Here is a 15,963-nt window from a genome sequence, read left to right as displayed (position 1 = left end):
AGCCCGGCGACCAGCACCGCCACGCCCGCGACCACACCAACGACCCGCTTCACCGGCATTGCTCCTCTGCTTCCGAACAGCAGAGGACAGCTTCGCGATGTGATCGACCGAGTACGGTCCGTACTACCCGTTCATTGCCATTGTGTAGTCAGAGCATTGCGAACTGTAATGCCAGGGTCAGCTGACGACGACCTCCGGACCGGCGTCCTCGTCGTCGAGGTCCACGTCGACGCCCATCTCCTCGGCCAGGCGCAGGGCCTCCTCGATGAGGGTCTCGACGATCTGCGACTCGGGGACGGTCTTGATGACCTCGCCCTTCACGAAGATCTGGCCCTTGCCGTTGCCGGAGGCGACGCCGAGGTCGGCCTCCCTGGCCTCGCCGGGCCCGTTGACCACGCAGCCCATCACGGCCACGCGCAGCGGCACCTTGAGCCCGGTCAGCCCGGCCTGCACCTGCTCGGCGAGGGTGTAGACGTCCACCTGGGCACGGCCGCAGGACGGGCACGAGACGATCTCCAGGCCGCGCTCGCGCAGGCCCAGCGACTCGAGGATCTGCGTGCCGACCTTGACCTCCTCGACCGGAGGCGCCGACAGCGACACCCGGATGGTGTCGCCGATCCCCTCGGCCAGCAGCGCGCCGAACGCCACGGCCGACTTGATCGTGCCCTGGAAGGCCGGCCCCGCCTCGGTCACGCCGAGGTGCAGCGGGTAGTCGCAGCGCTGGGCGAGCAGCCGGTAGGCCTGGACCATGACGACCGGGTCGTTGTGCTTGACCGAGATCTTGATGTCGCGGAAGCCGTGCTCCTCGAACAGGGAGCACTCCCACAGCGCCGACTCGACCAGGGCCTCGGGCGTGGCCTTGCCGTACTTCTGCAGCAGGCGCGGGTCGAGCGAGCCGGCGTTGACGCCGATCCTGATCGGCACACCGGCGTCGGAGGCCGCGCGGGCGATCTCTCCGACCTTGTCATCGAACTTCTTGATGTTCCCGGGGTTCACCCGGACGGCGGCGCATCCGGCGTCGATCGCCGCGAAGACGTATTTGGGCTGAAAATGGATGTCGGCGATGACGGGGATCTTGGACTTCTTCGCGATGGCCGGCAGCGCGTCGGCGTCGTCCTGCGAGGGGACCGCGACGCGGACGATCTGGCAGCCGGCGGCGGTGAGCTCGGCGATCTGCTGCAGGGTGGAGTTGACGTCGGCGGTCAGGGTGGTGGTCATGGACTGCACCGAGACCGGCGCGTCCCCGCCGACGGGGACCGAGCCGACCATGATCTGACGTGACACCCGCCGCTTGGCGATCGGCTGGGTCCGTACGGCGGGAATCCCGAGATCAACAGACATTTCTGCACCTTGTTGTGATAGGCGACGCCCGGTGGGGGCCCTCCCAGTCTAAGGAGTGCCGCGACGCCGGGCGGGCCGAAAGCTTTTCACGATGAATGAAGGTTTCATGACCCGCGGCTGAAGGAAGAGCCGCCACCTGCGAGGACGGGCGCGGCGGCCATCGCGCGGGTGGGCAGGGGGCGGAGGCCGACCTAGAGTCCGAATCGCGTGAGCGCTCTCGCACCACCTGGTTGGTAAGTCAACGGCTGTCCCCCCGGGCCGACGTGCTCGCGCCGTCGGCGGTGCCGTGCTGCACCACGAGTGCGGCAGCCATGACCACGCGAAAGGGTAGCCCGTGGGTAGACCACGAAGAAAACTGTCGACAGCGACGATCGCACTGATCGTCGCCGCGCTGTCCGCCCTCGTCTCCGCCGTCGTTCTCGCCTCCCCGGCGTCCGCGCACGGCGCTCCGATGATGCCCGGCAGCCGCACCTACCTGTGCTGGAAGGACGGCACGACCTCAAGCGGAGCCATCCAGCCGAAGAACCCCGCCTGCGCGGCCGCGGTGGCCAAGAGCGGCACCAACGCGCTGTACAACTGGTTCGCCGTGCTGCGTTCGGACGGCGCGGGCCGGATGTCCGGCTTCATCCCGGACGGGCAGCTGTGCAGCGGCGGCGCGGTCGTCTACGACTTCAGCGGTTTCGACCTCGCCCGCGACGACTGGCCGGTCACCCACCTGACCTCCGGGGCGACCATCCAGTTCAAGTACAACAAGTGGGCCGCGCACCCGGGCACGTTCCGGTCGTACATCACGAAGGACTCCTGGAGCCCGACCCGCGCACTGGCCTGGAGCGACCTGGAGTCGACGCCGTTCGACAGCGTCACCGACCCGCCGAGCGTCGGCTCGGTGGGCACCGAGGACGGCCACTACTACTGGAACGCCCGCCTGCCCTCGGGTAAGAGCGGCCGCCACATCATCTACACCGTGTGGCAGCGCTCGGACAGCAACGAGACGTTCTACAGCTGCTCCGACGTCGTCTTCGACGGCGGCAACGGCGAGGTGACCGGCGTCGGCGAGACGGGCAACCCGCCCGTCAGCCCGTCCCCCAGCCCGCGCGTCTCCCCGTCGCCCGGCACCACGCCGGACACGTCGCCGAGCCCGCGGGTCAGCCCCACGGTGAGCCCGACCCCCGGTGGCAACGGCGGAGCCTGCTCGGCCACCTACAAGGTCGTCAGCTCGTGGGGCAGCGGATACCAGGGTGAGGTCACGGTGACGGCCGGCTCCTCGTCCATCGGCAGCTGGGCGGTGAGATGGACCCAGCCGAGCGGCGCCACGATCACGCAGGTCTGGAACGGCACGCTCAGCCAGTCCGGCAGCGAGATCACTGTGAAGAACGTCAGCTACAACGGCAGCGTGAGCGCCGGAGCCTCGACCACGTTCGGCTTCCTGGCCAACGGATCGGGCAGCGGCACCCCGACGCTGACCTGTTCGACGACCTGACCCGACCGGCCTCGGCGCGGCCCGCCTGACCCGGATCGCGCCGAGGATCGGCTCAGGCCGTGAGCTCGGCCGCCCGCGCTCTCGCCCACGCGTCCGCCGCGAGGACCTCCTCGACGGACGCCGCCGGGCCGGGGGTGTGGGCGGCCACCACGCGTTCCACCGTGTCCACGATGCCGAGGAACGGCAGAGCGCCCTTCAGGAACGCCTCCACGCATACCTCGTTCGCCGCGTTGTAGACCGCCGGCGCCGTGCCGCCCAGGGCTCCGACGTGACGGGCCAGCCCGACCGACGGGAACGCCTCGTCGTCGAGCGGCTCGAAGGTCCAGGTGTGGGCCGTGGTCCAGTCGACCGCACGCGCCGCGCCGGGCACCCGCTCGGGGTAGGCCAGCGCGAGCGAGATCGGCAGCCGCATGTCGGGCGGGCTCGCCTGCGCGACCGTCGAGCCGTCGGTGAACTCCACCATCGAGTGGATCATCGACTGCGGGTGGACCACCACCTCGATCCGGTCGAACCCGATGTCGAACAGCAGATGGGCCTCGATCACCTCCAGGCCCTTGTTCACGAGCGTCGCCGAGTTCACCGTGATGACCGGCCCCATGCTCCAGGTCGGGTGGTTGAGCGCCATCTCAGGGGTCACGTCCGTCAGCTCGGAGCGCTTCCTGCCCCGGAAGGGGCCGCCGCTCGCCGTCACGACCAGCCGCCGTACGGCCACCGGGTCGGCCCCGCCCGGACCGGCCGCCCACAGGCACTGGGCGAGCGCGGAGTGCTCGGAGTCCACGGGGATTATCTGCTCCGGCCCGGCCAAGCGCTTGACCAGCGGGCCGCCCACGATCAGCGACTCCTTGTTGGCCAGCGCGAGCACCCGGCCCGCCTCCAGCGCGGCGAGCGTGGAGGTCAGCCCCAGGGCTCCGGTGATGCCGTTGAGCACGATGTCGCAGGGCGACGCCGCGATCTCCGCCACCCCTCCGGGACCCGCCAGCACCCGCGCCCGCGCGCCCGCCGCCGCCAGGGCCTCGCGCAGCGCCGGTACGGCCGAGGGGTCGGCGACCGCCACCGCCTCGACCTCGAAGTCGGCCGCCTGCTTCGCCAGGAGGTCGACCCGGCCGCCGCCCGCGGCGAGCGCGGTCACGCGGAACCGTCCGGGGGCGTTGGCGACGACGTCGAGAGCCTGGGTGCCGATGGAGCCGGTCGAACCCAGCACGACGACAGACCGGGGCTGCGGCAGGGATTGGGAGCTCATTCCCTCATTGTCTCCGAGACGGTCCGCGGGCCCGCAACGGCACGCGGCCGTACGCGGAGGGGCCGCCGAGGGGGCGGGCGCCGCGTCCAAAGATGCTGGGGAGAAACAAGCACATATATGCCCGAATCTGCCCATAACCGTATCGGCAGATCGTGAGAAATCCAGTTGAAGGCGTCGCTACTTTCCCGCGTCAGGACATCCCGACACGGAGGTAGCCGAGCATGCACCCCAGGGCACGACGTCTCGCCGTTCTCGCGGTCCCCGCCCTCGCCGCGGCGACCGGGACAGGAACCGTCACGCGGTCGGCCGCGGCCCCACGGCCCGCCGTGCACGAGGCGGCCGACACGGCGAAGGAACAGACCACGGTCAAGAAGTTCTGGACCGTCGCGCGCATGAAGGCCGCGAAGCCGCTGGACGCCCCCGGCACCGGCGACCGGCACTTCGCCGCGGCCGGCTCCGCGGACGGCTCCGCGACCGGCTCCGCGGGCGGCTCGACGGCGGCCACGGCGCGGTCCATGACCGTCTCCCCCACGCAGATCTCCCCGACGCAGACCTCCGCCACGCAGACCTCCGCCACCCTGACCGCGGCCACGACGTCCGCCGCGGCCCAGCCCTCGTCGCGTACCTCCGGGTCGTCCTGGACGGCGGGCGGGACGGTGGCGAAGACGACGGGCAGGGTGTTCTTCACGGTCACGGCCGGATCGGACGCCGGGCGCAACGCCTCCTGCTCGGGCACCGCCGTCACCAGCGCCAACAAGAGCGTGGTCATCACCGCGGGGCACTGCGTGAAGCTGAACGGCGCCTTCCACGCCAACTGGGTGTTCGTCCCCGGATACGACCAGGGCAACCGGCCCAACGGCACCTGGCCGGCGACCACCCTGCTCACCACCCCGCAGTGGAACTCCGGCGAGAACATGAACTTCGACATCGCGGCCGCCGTCGTCGCGCCGCAGGGCGGCAAGAACCTCACCGACGTCGTCGGCGGCCAGGGCGTCGCGTTCAACCAGCCGCGCGGGCAGCAGACGTACGCGTTCGGCTACCCGGCGGGCGCGCCGTACGACGGGTCGAGGCTGGTCTACTGCGGCGGGCGCACGTTCGACGACTACCTCAGCTCGCAGGACCAGGGGCTGAGCTGCGGCATGACCGGCGGCGCCAGCGGCGGCCCGTGGTTCGTGCGGTTCGACACGCGCACCGGCAGCGGCCTGCTCAACTCGGTGAACAGCTTCAAGTACAACTTCGCGTCCTACTGGATGTTCGGGCCCTACTTCGGCCCGGAGGCCGAGGCGGTCTACAACACGGCCCAGAAGACGGCCCTCACCTGATTCACGGAAAGTAGCGGCAAGAACACGCCGGGTGGTACACACTCGGGAGCCATGACTCCGAGCCTCCCCTTGCTTGCCGTCACCGCCCTCGTCACCGGACTCCTGAGCGCCCCCGGCCGGGACATCTCCCCTGTGGGAGACGTCGTGGAGCACGTGGCCGGGCATGTTTCCGAGACCTACTGGACGCCGCAAAGGATGGCGGGCGCGGTCCCGATCGGGCTGCTGGGGGGTCTGCAGAAGATCGCCGCCGCCCGGCCCGCCGCCTCCTCGGTGCTGAAGCCGGCCGCTCCCCCGGCGTCCGTGCTGCCGCCCGTCGCCCGGGCCGCCCTGCTACCGGCCGCCGGCGTGGTCCTCGCCTCCGAGCAGGCGGCGCGTACCTCCACCGGAACGGCCAGGACGGGCACGACCAGCAGGACCGGCAGGACGGCCAGGGCCCGGCAGGCGGCGGCGATGCCCCCGGCGACGACGAGCGGCACACGCTGGGCGGCGGGCGGCTCCGTGACGAGGACCACCGGCAGGGTCTTCCTCACGCTGAACGGCGTGGACTTCTCCTGCTCGGCCAGCGCCGTGCGCAGCGCGAACAGGGACCTCGTCGTCACCGCCGGGCACTGCGTCAAGGACGGCGCAGGAGACTGGGCGGAGAACTGGACCTTCGTCCCCGGATACGACGGCGGGCGGCAGCCGTACGGCTCCTTCCCCGCACGGCGGATGTTCGTCGCCGGGCCCTGGTCGCGGTCGGGCAACGACGACTACGACGTGGGCATGGTCGCCGTGGACGACCTCGGCGGGCAGCACCTGACCGACCTGGTGGGCGGGCAGCCCATCGCCTTCGACCCGCCCCGGGGCCGCCGGACCTACGGATTCGGCTTCCCCGCGGATCCGCCGTACGACGGCGAGCGGCTGCTCTACTGCGCGGGCGTCCCCCACGGCGACCCACAGAGGCAGACCCGCGACCAGGGCCTGCGCTGCGACCTCACGGCGGGGGCCAGCGGCGGGCCCTGGCTCAGCGGCTTCGACCCCGCCTCCGGCCGGGGCACGCTGACGTCCGTCAGCAGCTTCAAATACAGCAACGACCACCGCACGATGTACGGCCCCTACTTCGGCTCCGCCGTACGCGACCTGTTCCGCACCGCCGAGCGGGCATGACGGGCTAGAAGAAGACAGGGGTACGCGCGTCGATCCGGCGGAGGAAGGCCCACCAGGTCCACGCCTGGACCGCAGTCACGAGCGGAATCACGACCACGAGGAACGCGGCCAGCGCGTCCAGAGCGGGCCCGGCGGCGAGTGAACGCGCGGCGGCCGGTTCCAGGCGGAGGCCGACGGGCACCGCCGGGACGGCCGCCGCGAGCGCGGTCAGGGCCGGCGCGATGCGGGGCCGGGCCGCGACGATCCTGACCGAGGCGACCAGGGCGACCACGGCCGTCGCCTCGGCGGCGACCGCCCCGGTCCCCTGCGAGGGCGATCCGGTGAGGAGACCGGCGCCCAGCAACACGGCGTACGACGCGGCGGCGGCAGGGGCCAGGCGGCGGACCACCCGCAGCGGACCCCCGATCAGGTCCGCGGGCAGGCGCACGACGAGAAACGCGGCACCGTGGACGAGAAAGACGACGGTCACGGTCAGCGCCCACAGCAGCGGATGCCAGCCGAAGGGCATCCGGACCGGCTCCGACCCCGGCGGCGTGGTCACCACGTTGCCTACAAGGAGTCCGAGCGCCGCCGCGAAGGCCGTGCTCGCCCCGGTGAGCACGCGGTCCCACCCCCGCCGCCAGCCCGGCCTCTCCAGCCGGCTCCGGAACCAGACGGCGGCGTCCCTGATCATCCAGATCACCAGCACGGCCGCGATGAGGGGGTAGTGGGTGCGGAACAGCGCTCCCTCTAGACGGGGCAGTACGGCCAGGAACGTCGCCACCGTGACCACCAGCCACACCTCGTTTCCGAGGAAGAACGGGCCGAACGCGGTGACCGTGGCGCGCCGCGCCCGCTCCCCGGATCCGCCGGCGCGCAGCAGCATGCCGGCACCGATGACCGTGCCGTCCAGCATCAGGTAGACGCCGAACAGCGCACCGAGCAGGCAGAACCAGAACGTGTTCACATGTGCTCCCGGATGCTCGACGATGTCAGATCACGGCGGTGCCGACCGGCCCGGCCGGTTCGGCCTGGCCGAGGGGCGTGCCGAACGCGCCGTCCTCCGGTCCCCGCCGGGCGAAGCGGGCGATCAGCAGGCAGCCGGTGACCGCGAGCACCAGCATCACTCCGGCCGTCACCAGGAAGGTCGTGAGAACGACGTTCGCCGACATGGGCGTCACCGCCTGCTCGGTGGTGAGCAGGCCGTAGACGGTCCAGGGCTGGCGGCCCACCTCGCGCACCAGCCAACCGGCCACGACCAGCCCGAACGGAACCGGGATCGCCGCGACCAGGACGCGTAGAGGCACGCGAAGCCGGATGATCCAGTCGCGGAAAAGCAACACCGCCAGAGCCACGGACAGGAGCACCAGCCCGAATCCGGTCCGCAGCATGACCTGGTAGGCGACGCCGATCCATTCCGGCGGCGCGTGGTCACCGGGACGGATCGCCTCCAGCACCGCGAGCTTCATCGGCTGGATGTCCTCGATGACGACGAGTTGCAGCATCCCCCAATGAACGGTGGCGAGCGTCCCGACGGGCAGGACCGCGACGGCCATCCGCAGCGAACGCCGGAAGAACGCCGCCTCGCCGGTGCGCCTGAGCAAGTGCCAGGCGCTCACGCCTGCCACGAACATCGAGCCGACGATCAGCGAGGCGAACACCACGTGCAGGAAGGCGTCCCCCAAGGCGGGGTTGCCCAGCAGCTCTCCGAACCCGGCGAGCGGGCGGCCGTCCGCGTCCCGCGTCCCGACCGGGTGCTGAAGAAACGCGTTGGCGACGAGAATCCACAGCGCCGACGCGTAGGCGGAGATCCCCACCAGCCAGATGAGGACCAGGTGGGTTTTCCTGCCGAGCACGCCCCAGCCGAAAACCCAGGCGCCGAGAAGCGTCGACTCCACGAAGAAGGCGGTCAGGGTCTCCAATGCCAGAGCGCCGCCGAACGCGTCGCCGAAACCCTTCGTCAGGGTGCCCCAGTTCAGCGCGAATTGAAGTTCGACGACGATGCCGCCGATGACGCCCACTCCGTAGTTGACGACGTACAGCCGGCCCCAGAACTTCGCCAAACGCTCGAACGACGCGTTGCCCGTGACGACGTACGCGGTCTCCATGGCGATCACGAAAACGACGAGGCCGAGCGACAGCGCGACGAAAAGGAAGTGGATCGACGCGGTGGTCGCGAACTGCAGGCGGGCGATCGTCGCCACATCCATCATCCCTCCGGCACGGTCACCTAGTCGGCGCCGTCACACAGTCGGCACAGCTTGCGCGGTTTGCGCGGTTTGCGCGGCTTGCGCGGTTTGCGCGGGGAAGCCTCCTGGTGACGAGGCTGCCGCAGGCCCGGATGCCCGTCATCGCGCCGTGGGCGCCCGGCGCGTACGACCCGGGGAAGGATTTCGCACCCCCGCGATGTCCGGCAGTCGTACGGCGGATAATCCCGCGGGATGATCCGCACGCGCCTGCGACGTCGTACGGTCGATTGAGTGGGTCGCGAGAGCTTGCGCCGGATGCCCAGGGCGTTCGTCGTCGACTGTGCCTTGTCCTTCGCCGTCGCCGTCTCCACCGTCCTCACCAGCGTCATAGCCGGAGGCCGGGCGGAGCAGGGCCCGCCCGACTGGGTCGGCCACCTGCTGCTGGTGGTGGCCGCCGCGTTCCTCGTGGCGCGACGCCGATATCCGCCGCTGGTGATGGTCCTCACCATGCTGGTGTCGCTTGTCTATTTCGGCCTCGGATTCGGAACCGGCGCCTTCACCATCGCACCCGCCCTGGCCGTCTACACCGCGATCACCGCCAAGCACAGGATCGCCGGATTCGCGGGTGCCGCCGTCTACCTCGTCATCGTGCTGCTGGCCGACAGCTCTCGCGGACCGCAGGACGTCTCCGAGGGCCACGTCTGGCTGGTCATCTGGATTTTGGTGATCGTCGTGGCGGGCGAGGTGTCGCGCAGCAGGGCCGAACACCTGCGGATGATCGCGGAGCAGGCGGCACGGGCCGAGCTCACCCGCGAGATGGAGGCACAACGGCGGGCCGATCAGGAGCGCCTGCGCATCGCGCGCGAACTGCACGACGTGCTGGCGCACAACATCTCGGTGATCAGCATCCAGGCGGGCGTCGCCGAGCATCTCCTGCGCAGGGATCCCGACAAGGCCCACGCCGCGGTGACGACGATCAAGCGAGTGACCAAGGACGTGCTGGTCGAACTCCGCTCGATCCTCGACGTGCTCCGCCGTGTCGACGAAGCCGGCGAGATCTTCCCTCCGTCCGGCATCGAGGACATCGAGCGGCTGGCGGGCATGGCGGCCGCGGGCGGCATCACGGTCGACCTCGACGTACGGGGCCAGGCGAGCCGCGTGCCCGCGGACGTCGGCCTGGCCGCCTACCGCGTTGTTCAGGAGTCGCTGACCAACGTGATCAGGCACTCCGGTGCGGCACACGCGAGTGTCGTCGTCCACGTGAACGAGGCCGACGTACTGGTTCGCGTGCGGGATGACGGGCGGGGCGCCTCGGGGGACGATGTCCGGGCCGGCAACGGAATAGCGGGGATGACGGAGAGGGTGAGAGCGATGTCCGGCACGATCACGGCCGCGCCCGCGGACGGGCGCGGCTTCGTGGTGGAGGCGTGGTTGCCGCTGCGACGGCCCGAGCCATGATCCGCGTCCTGCTGGCCGACGACCAGCCGCTCGTGCGCATGGGACTGCGTACGCTGCTCGACTCCGAAGACGACATCGAGGTGGTGGGTGAGGCGAGCCGGGGCGACCAGGCGGTCGGGATGACCGTGGCGCTCCGGCCGCACGTCGTCCTCATGGACGTCCGCATGCCGGGAGTCGACGGCATCGAGGCCACCCGCAGGATCGCGAGAGACCCGCGCCTCGACCATGTCCGTGTCGTCATCCTCACCACGTTCGAGAACGACGAGTACATCTTCAGGGGGCTGCGTGCGGGAGCCGTCGGGTTCCTGGTCAAGGACATAGAGCCGACCGGCCTGCTGGAGGCGGTGCGAGTGGTCGCCGCGGGCGACGCCCTGCTGTCCCCCACCGTGACCCGGCGGCTGATCGAGGAGTACGTCGACCGCAGCGGCGACCCTGTGCACTTCCCGGAGCTGCGGCACCTCACCGAGCGGGAGCGTGAGGTGCTCGTGCTGGTCGCGCGTGGACTGTCCAACAACGAAGTGGCCGACGCCCTCCGGTGCAGCCCCGCGACCGCCAAGACGCACGTCAGCAGGATCATGACGAAGCTCGCCGCCAGAGACCGGGTCAGGCTCGTCGTCATCGCGTACGAGTCGGGCCTGGTCCGGCCGGGGTGGAACGTCGGCTGAGGGGTCTAGAACGGCGACAGCGGCTCGGCGTTGTCCTCGTCCACGATGTCGGCGGCGGACACGACGGAGGCGTCGCGAAGCTTCCGCAGCTCGATCTGCGGCAGCCGCTTGTCCCGCCGGGTCTCGTCCGCCCGGCACCGCCGTTCGCGTCCCTCAGCGGGAGATCTCGTCGAGATGGGCGGCGACGTCGGGCGGCAGGACGAGGTCGAGCCCGGCGAGGTTGGCGCGCAGCTGGTCGAGCGTACGCGGGCCGACGATGACCGAGGTCACCTCCGGCCTGCTCCGCACCCAGGCCAGCGCCACGGCCGCCGGGGCGACGCCGAGCTTTGCGGCGGCGTCGGCGACGTGCGCGGCGATCGCGAGGTTGCGCTCGGTCAGAAAGCCCTCGGCCCAGGTGCGGGCCGCGGGGATGGGCGACGCCATGAGCCGCCCCAGCCGGGTGTCGGCTCCGGGGGTCTCGCCGCTGCGGTAGCGCCCGCTGAGCACGCCGCCGCCGAGGGGCGACCAGACGAGCGTGCCGAGCCCATACCGCTGGGAGACGGGCAGGATCTCCGCCTCGATCCCCCTGGCAACCAGCGAATACTCCGGCTGGAGGCTGACGAACGGCGTCCCGCCCACGCGCTGCGCGGCCCACTGGGCCTCCACGATCTGGGCCGCGGTGAAGTTCGAGCAGCCGATGTATCGCACCTTGCCCGACCGCACGAATCCGTCCAGAGTCGCCATGGTCTCCTCGATCGGAGTCGAGTCGTCCCAATGGTGGCATTGGTAGAGATCGATGTGGTCGGTCCCGAGCCGGCGCAGGCTGTTCTCCAGCGCCCTGGTGAGGTGGGCCCGGGACAGCCCGTGGTCGTTGGGACCGGGCCCCTGCGGCAGGAACGCCTTGGTGGCGAGCACCACCTCGTCCCGCCTGCCCCGCACGGCCCGCCCGACGATCCGCTCCGACTCTCCGCCGGTGTAGGCGTCGGCGGTGTCGATGACGTTCCCGCCCGCCTCCAGGAACGCGTCCACGATGCGGGTGGCCTCCGTCTCGTCGCAGCCTCCAGGGGCGCCGAAGTTCATCGTGCCGAGGCCGGCTGTGGAGACCCGGAGTCCCGAACGGCCGAGCGTCGCGTACTCCATCACGTATCCTCCCGTAGTATCAGGAACACCCGTTCCGGTTGGTTCGGGACGATACGGAACATGCGTTCCGGATGTCAAACGTGCGAGGAGGACGATGACCGGCGAAGCGAGGCCCCGGCGTGCGGACGCGCAGCGCAACCGGGAGCGCATCCTGGAGGCGGCCGAAGCCGTGCTGGCCCGCGAGGGGACGTCCGCGTCCGTGCGCGCGGTCGCCGGGGAGGCAGGGGTGGGGCTCGGCACGATCTACCGGCACTTCCCCACCCAGGAGGCGCTCTACCAGGCGGTGATCGTGGACCGTACGCGACGGCTCCTCGCTGAGGCGGACAGGCCGTCGCCGGATCCGGGCACGGCCTTCTTCACGTTCCTCGAGCGGATCGTGGCACACGCGGCCCGGACGAAGACCGCCGCCGACCTGCTCGCCGAGTCCGGGGCCGATCCCAAGGCCGGGACGGCCGACGTCAGCCGCGACATGCGACAGGCGATCGGGCGGCTGCTCACGGCCGCGCAGCAGGCGGACGCGGTGCGGCCCGACCTCCGGACGCCCGAACTGCTGGCCCTGCTGTGCGGGGTGTGCCTGGCGGCCGAACGCGACGAGTGGAGCGACGAACTGCGTCGTCGCGCCCTCGCCGTCTTCTTCGACGGCCTGCGCCCCCGTCCCTGACCACGCCCCATGTCCCGGGGCGACAGGTCCTGGGGCGGCCTCTCATGAGGCGGCCGCTGTCATACGGCGCCCGCCGGGAACGTCACGGCGACGTCGAGGCCGCCACCGGGATTCGGGCGCGCCGCGACGGCGGCCCCGTGCGCCGCCGCGATGGACGCGACGATCGACAGCCCGAGCCCCGCGCCCTGCCCTCGCGTCGTGTGCAGGCGGCGGAAAGGCGCGAAGAGGTCGCCGAAGCGTTCGGCAGGCACCTCGGGGCCGGTGTTGCGGACCCTCAGCACACCCCCGGCGAGCGTCACCTCGACGGAGCCGCCGGGGTGGTTGTAGCGCACGGCGTTGTCGACGAGGTTGGTGACGAGCCGGTTCAGCAGCACCGGGTCGCCGTGGACGAGGAACGGCTCGACGCGCGCCGTCACCGTCACCTCGCCCATGTCCGTCATCGCGCCCATGTCCGTCACCGCGCCCGTGTCCGTCTCGGCCAGGACGAGCCGTACGACCTCGTGGAAGGCCACCGGATCCCGCCTCTGCAGGCCGTGCTCGGCCTGGGAGAGGACCAGCAGGGCGTCGATGAGGCCCTCGATGCGGTGGTTGTGGACCAGGAGCGTGTCGCGGATCTCCCCGACATCCTCGGGGAGGCCGACCTCGATCGCCGTCCGCTGCACGGCCAGCGGGGTCCGCAGTTCGTGGGACGCGTTGGCGATGAACCGCCGCTGCCCCTCGACCGAGCGCTCCAGCCGGTCGAGCATGGCGTCGAAGGTGTCCGCCAGCTCCTTCAGCTCGTCACGCGGCCCGGTGAGGGCGATCCGCTCGTGCAGGGTGGACAGGGACAGCCGCTGCGCCGTGGCGGTGATCCGGTGGAGCGGCCGCAGGATCCGTCCCGCGATCAGCCAGCCCACGACCACCGACACAAGGGTCAGGACCCCGATCGCCAGCGCGCTCACGTCCCACTGATAGTGGATCAGGTCCCTGGCCAGCTCGGACAGGGGCGGGAGCGGCTCCACCCCGGCTTCGATGTCCGGGGCCGGCGGCGCCACCGGCGCCTCGCCCGGCAGCGGCGCCACGAGGCGTTCGATCCGCGCGTGCAGCGCCTGGCGCAGGAGCGTGTTGACGATGACCAGCAGCACGACGGAGGTGAGCAGGAAGAGCCCCGAGTAGATGAGCGTCAGCCTTACCCGGACCGTCGTCACAGCAGATATCCGGCGCCGGGAACGGTCTGGATGCACGGCGGTTCACCCAGTTTGGCCCGCAGGCGGCTGACCACGACCCGCACCACGGTCGTGAAGGGGTCGGCGTTCTCGTCCCAGGCCTCCTCCAGGAGCCGCTCGGCGCTCACCACCGCGCCCTCCGCCCGCATGAGCACCTCCAGGACGGCGAACTCCTTGAGCGACAGGTGCAGGTGCCTGCCGTCCCTGGACGCCTGGAGCCGATGCGTGTCGAGCACGATCCCGTGCCGGGTCAGCACCGGGGGCACCTGGTCGCGGCTGCGCCGTCCCAGCGCCCGCACGCGCGCGACCAGTTCGGTGAAGTCGAAGGGCTTGGGCAGGTAGTCGTCGGCCCCCATGCCGAGCCCGGCGACCCGCTCCGGCACCGACGACGCCGCCGTCATCATGAGGATCCGCGTACGGCTCCCGCGCGCGACCAGCTCGCGGCACACGAGGTCGCCGTGCAGCCCGGGCAGGTCGCGGTCGAGCACGAGGACGTCGTAGTCGCTGACCGCGAGCCGCTCGGCCGCGGCCGTCCCGTCGTACACGACGTCGACCGCCATGGCCTGGCGGCGCAGGCCCATCGCGACGAGGTCGGCCAGATCACGCTCGTCTTCGGCCACGAGAATCCGCATGCGAGCTTCGTATCCGAAGCGGGGTAACAGCGGCGTTAACGGTGTCGTTCACGGCCGTGCAACCCGTCGGTGGCCACGCTGACCGGCATGATCAGAACTCTTCCCGCCGCCGTCCTGCTGACGGCCGCCGCCTTGTCCACCGCTCCCCCGGCCCCCGCCGCGCAGGCCGGACCAGTGCAGGCCGGAACAGTGCGAGCCGAAACAGCGCAGGCCGAAACAGCGCAGGCCGCTGTCACGCGGGCCACTGCCAGTGGCGGCGCGTGTGCCCGGATAACCTCGCCGCCATCCGAGTCCGCGCCGCCGACGTCGGTGAACACGCTCCGGCAGGCGTACGAGTGCGTGCTGGACAACTACTACGGCGGGCCCGCGCTGGACCCGAGAGTCCTGTTGCGGGACGCCCTCTCCGCCTACACCCGGGAGCTGATGCGGCGCGGGGCCGACAAGCCCGGCCTCCGCCTGCCCGCGCTGACGGGGAACCGCGAGTCCGACTGGGCCGCGTTCGCCGGGATGATCGGCGCCGGCGACCCGGACGCGCTGCACGCGGCGATCACCGGCATGGTCGCGGGGCTGCACGACGACCACGCCGGGGTGGAGAAGATCACTCCCCCGCCGGAGGGCGGGCCGGTGGGGACGGGCATCGCCGGTCTGTCGGCCGCGCAGGGCCCGCGGCTCGACCCGGCCGCCCGGCCTCCCCTGTTCATCACCCGCGTCCTGCCCGGGAGCCCGGCGGACAAGGCCGGCATCCGGCCCGGCGACATCATCGAGAAGGCCGACGGCGTCCCGGCGTTCATCGGGAACACGGTGAACCAGAGCCTCGCCGACGTGTTCGCCTCCCACACCGTACGGCTCACGCTGAGGCGGCCCACGACGGGACGCGTGCGGACCGTGACCCTCACCGAGGGTCCCCTCCAGGAGCAGGAGCGGGCGGTGACGTCGAAGAAGCTCCCCGGCGGCGTCACCTACGTCGCGGTGCCCGGCTTCTTCCAGGGCGTGGCCGACCAGGTCATCGCCGCACTGAAGGGCACGTCCAAGGCGGCGGTCATCGACCTGCGCGGCAACGGCGGCGGGTCGCCGCGCGAGGTGACCCGGCTGCTCGGCGCGTTCGCGCACGGCAAGGTCACGAGCTACTTCTGCCCGTTCACCGGTGACTGCACGGCCAACCGCACCGACGACACCGTGCCGCTGCTCGGGCTGCGCCTGGTCGTGCTCACCGACCGCGCGTGCGCCTCGGCCTGTGAGGACTTCAGCGCGGCCGTGAAGGACAACGGCCTGGGCACTCTCGTCGGGACCCGCACCGCGGGGGCCGTCTCCGGGCCGGCCGAGGCGTATCTCCTCGACGACAACAGCGTGCTGCTGCTGCCCAGGGTCCGCCACCTCGGCCCGGCCCGGGAGATCATCGACACCGTCGGCGTCCCCGTCGACCATTACGCCCCCATGACGGCACTCGACCTGGCCAAGGGCCGCGACCCCGGCCTCGCCAAGGCGCTGAGCCTCCTCTAGACGGGGCTCCTACGAACGAGGGGTGC

Annotated in this window: 14 protein-coding genes; 7 read left to right on the top strand and 7 right to left on the bottom strand. The window is 71.3% G+C overall.

Annotation, left to right across the window (positions count from 1 at the left end):
* Positions 1-177 precede the first annotated feature (177 nt).
* Positions 178-1,341: a flavodoxin-dependent (E)-4-hydroxy-3-methylbut-2-enyl-diphosphate synthase gene (ispG, locus tag OHB01_RS21035; RefSeq protein ID WP_142651910.1), complete on the bottom strand. Its 1,164-nt coding sequence runs from the start codon at positions 1,339-1,341 to the stop codon at positions 178-180.
* A 334-nt stretch (positions 1,342-1,675) separates the two neighbouring features.
* Here ispG and OHB01_RS21030 point away from each other — a divergent pair, with 334 nt between their 5' ends.
* A complete protein-coding gene (locus OHB01_RS21030; protein WP_221890022.1) occupies positions 1,676-2,821 on the top strand; it encodes a lytic polysaccharide monooxygenase in 1,146 nt (381 codons plus the stop codon).
* A gap of 52 nt (positions 2,822-2,873) precedes the next feature.
* On the opposite strand, the gene dxr is transcribed toward OHB01_RS21030, so the two are convergent.
* Positions 2,874-4,061, bottom strand: a complete 1,188-nt coding sequence (gene dxr, locus OHB01_RS21025) for a 1-deoxy-D-xylulose-5-phosphate reductoisomerase (RefSeq protein ID WP_142651911.1) — start codon at positions 4,059-4,061, stop codon at positions 2,874-2,876.
* 221 nt (positions 4,062-4,282) lie between these two features.
* Here dxr and OHB01_RS21020 point away from each other — a divergent pair, with 221 nt between their 5' ends.
* Positions 4,283-5,383 carry a peptidase gene (locus OHB01_RS21020; protein ID WP_328853866.1) on the top strand — a complete coding sequence of 367 codons (1,101 nt, stop codon included), beginning with the start codon at positions 4,283-4,285 and terminating at the stop codon, positions 5,381-5,383.
* Between the two features lie 51 nt (positions 5,384-5,434).
* Positions 5,435-6,529, top strand: a complete 1,095-nt coding sequence (locus OHB01_RS21015; RefSeq protein ID WP_147944969.1) for a trypsin-like serine peptidase — start codon at positions 5,435-5,437, stop codon at positions 6,527-6,529.
* A gap of 4 nt (positions 6,530-6,533) precedes the next feature.
* Here the strand turns inward: OHB01_RS21015 and OHB01_RS21010 are convergent, their stop codons facing one another.
* Both OHB01_RS21010 and OHB01_RS21005 read right to left on the bottom strand, forming a co-directional pair.
* Entirely contained in the window at positions 6,534-7,475 is a 942-nt protein-coding gene (locus OHB01_RS21010) for a cytochrome d ubiquinol oxidase subunit II (protein WP_328853865.1), read from the bottom strand.
* A gap of 25 nt (positions 7,476-7,500) precedes the next feature.
* Positions 7,501-8,712, bottom strand: a complete 1,212-nt coding sequence (locus OHB01_RS21005; protein ID WP_328853864.1) for a cytochrome ubiquinol oxidase subunit I — start codon at positions 8,710-8,712, stop codon at positions 7,501-7,503.
* A gap of 276 nt (positions 8,713-8,988) precedes the next feature.
* Between OHB01_RS21005 and OHB01_RS21000 the strand changes: the two genes are divergently transcribed.
* The gene (locus OHB01_RS21000; protein WP_147944967.1) at positions 8,989-10,155 is read left to right on the top strand and encodes a sensor histidine kinase; all 1,167 of its coding nucleotides are present in this window, start codon (positions 8,989-8,991) and stop codon (positions 10,153-10,155) included.
* Positions 10,152-10,820, top strand: coding sequence for a response regulator (locus OHB01_RS20995; protein ID WP_142651915.1), 669 nt, complete (start codon positions 10,152-10,154; stop codon positions 10,818-10,820). The genes OHB01_RS21000 and OHB01_RS20995 overlap by 4 nt, the downstream gene beginning before the upstream one ends.
* A gap of 153 nt (positions 10,821-10,973) precedes the next feature.
* Here OHB01_RS20995 and OHB01_RS20990 read toward each other — a convergent pair whose 3' ends face one another.
* Complete coding sequence (locus OHB01_RS20990) at positions 10,974-11,939, bottom strand: aldo/keto reductase (protein ID WP_328709472.1); 966 nt, start codon at positions 11,937-11,939, stop codon at positions 10,974-10,976.
* A gap of 94 nt (positions 11,940-12,033) precedes the next feature.
* Here OHB01_RS20990 and OHB01_RS20985 point away from each other — a divergent pair, with 94 nt between their 5' ends.
* Positions 12,034-12,600, top strand: coding sequence for a helix-turn-helix domain-containing protein (locus OHB01_RS20985; protein WP_328853863.1), 567 nt, complete (start codon positions 12,034-12,036; stop codon positions 12,598-12,600).
* A gap of 59 nt (positions 12,601-12,659) precedes the next feature.
* Here OHB01_RS20985 and OHB01_RS20980 read toward each other — a convergent pair whose 3' ends face one another.
* Positions 12,660-13,787, bottom strand: a complete 1,128-nt coding sequence (locus OHB01_RS20980; RefSeq protein WP_328853862.1) for a sensor histidine kinase — start codon at positions 13,785-13,787, stop codon at positions 12,660-12,662.
* Positions 13,784-14,437 (bottom strand): response regulator transcription factor, encoded by a 654-nt coding sequence (locus OHB01_RS20975; protein ID WP_142651919.1) that lies wholly within the window; start codon positions 14,435-14,437, stop codon positions 13,784-13,786. Before OHB01_RS20975 ends, OHB01_RS20980 begins: the two co-directional genes overlap by 4 nt.
* A gap of 309 nt (positions 14,438-14,746) precedes the next feature.
* On the opposite strand from OHB01_RS20975, the gene OHB01_RS20970 reads away from it, so the two are divergent.
* On the top strand, positions 14,747-15,937 hold the full coding sequence (locus OHB01_RS20970) for a S41 family peptidase (protein WP_142651920.1): 1,191 nt from the start codon (positions 14,747-14,749) through the stop codon (positions 15,935-15,937).
* Positions 15,938-15,963: the final 26 nt, after the last annotated feature.

This window comes from Microbispora hainanensis, from assembly GCF_036186745.1.
In the GTDB taxonomy this organism is placed as follows: domain Bacteria; phylum Actinomycetota; class Actinomycetes; order Streptosporangiales; family Streptosporangiaceae; genus Microbispora.
This window is presented reverse-complemented; position numbering and strand designations above follow the sequence as displayed.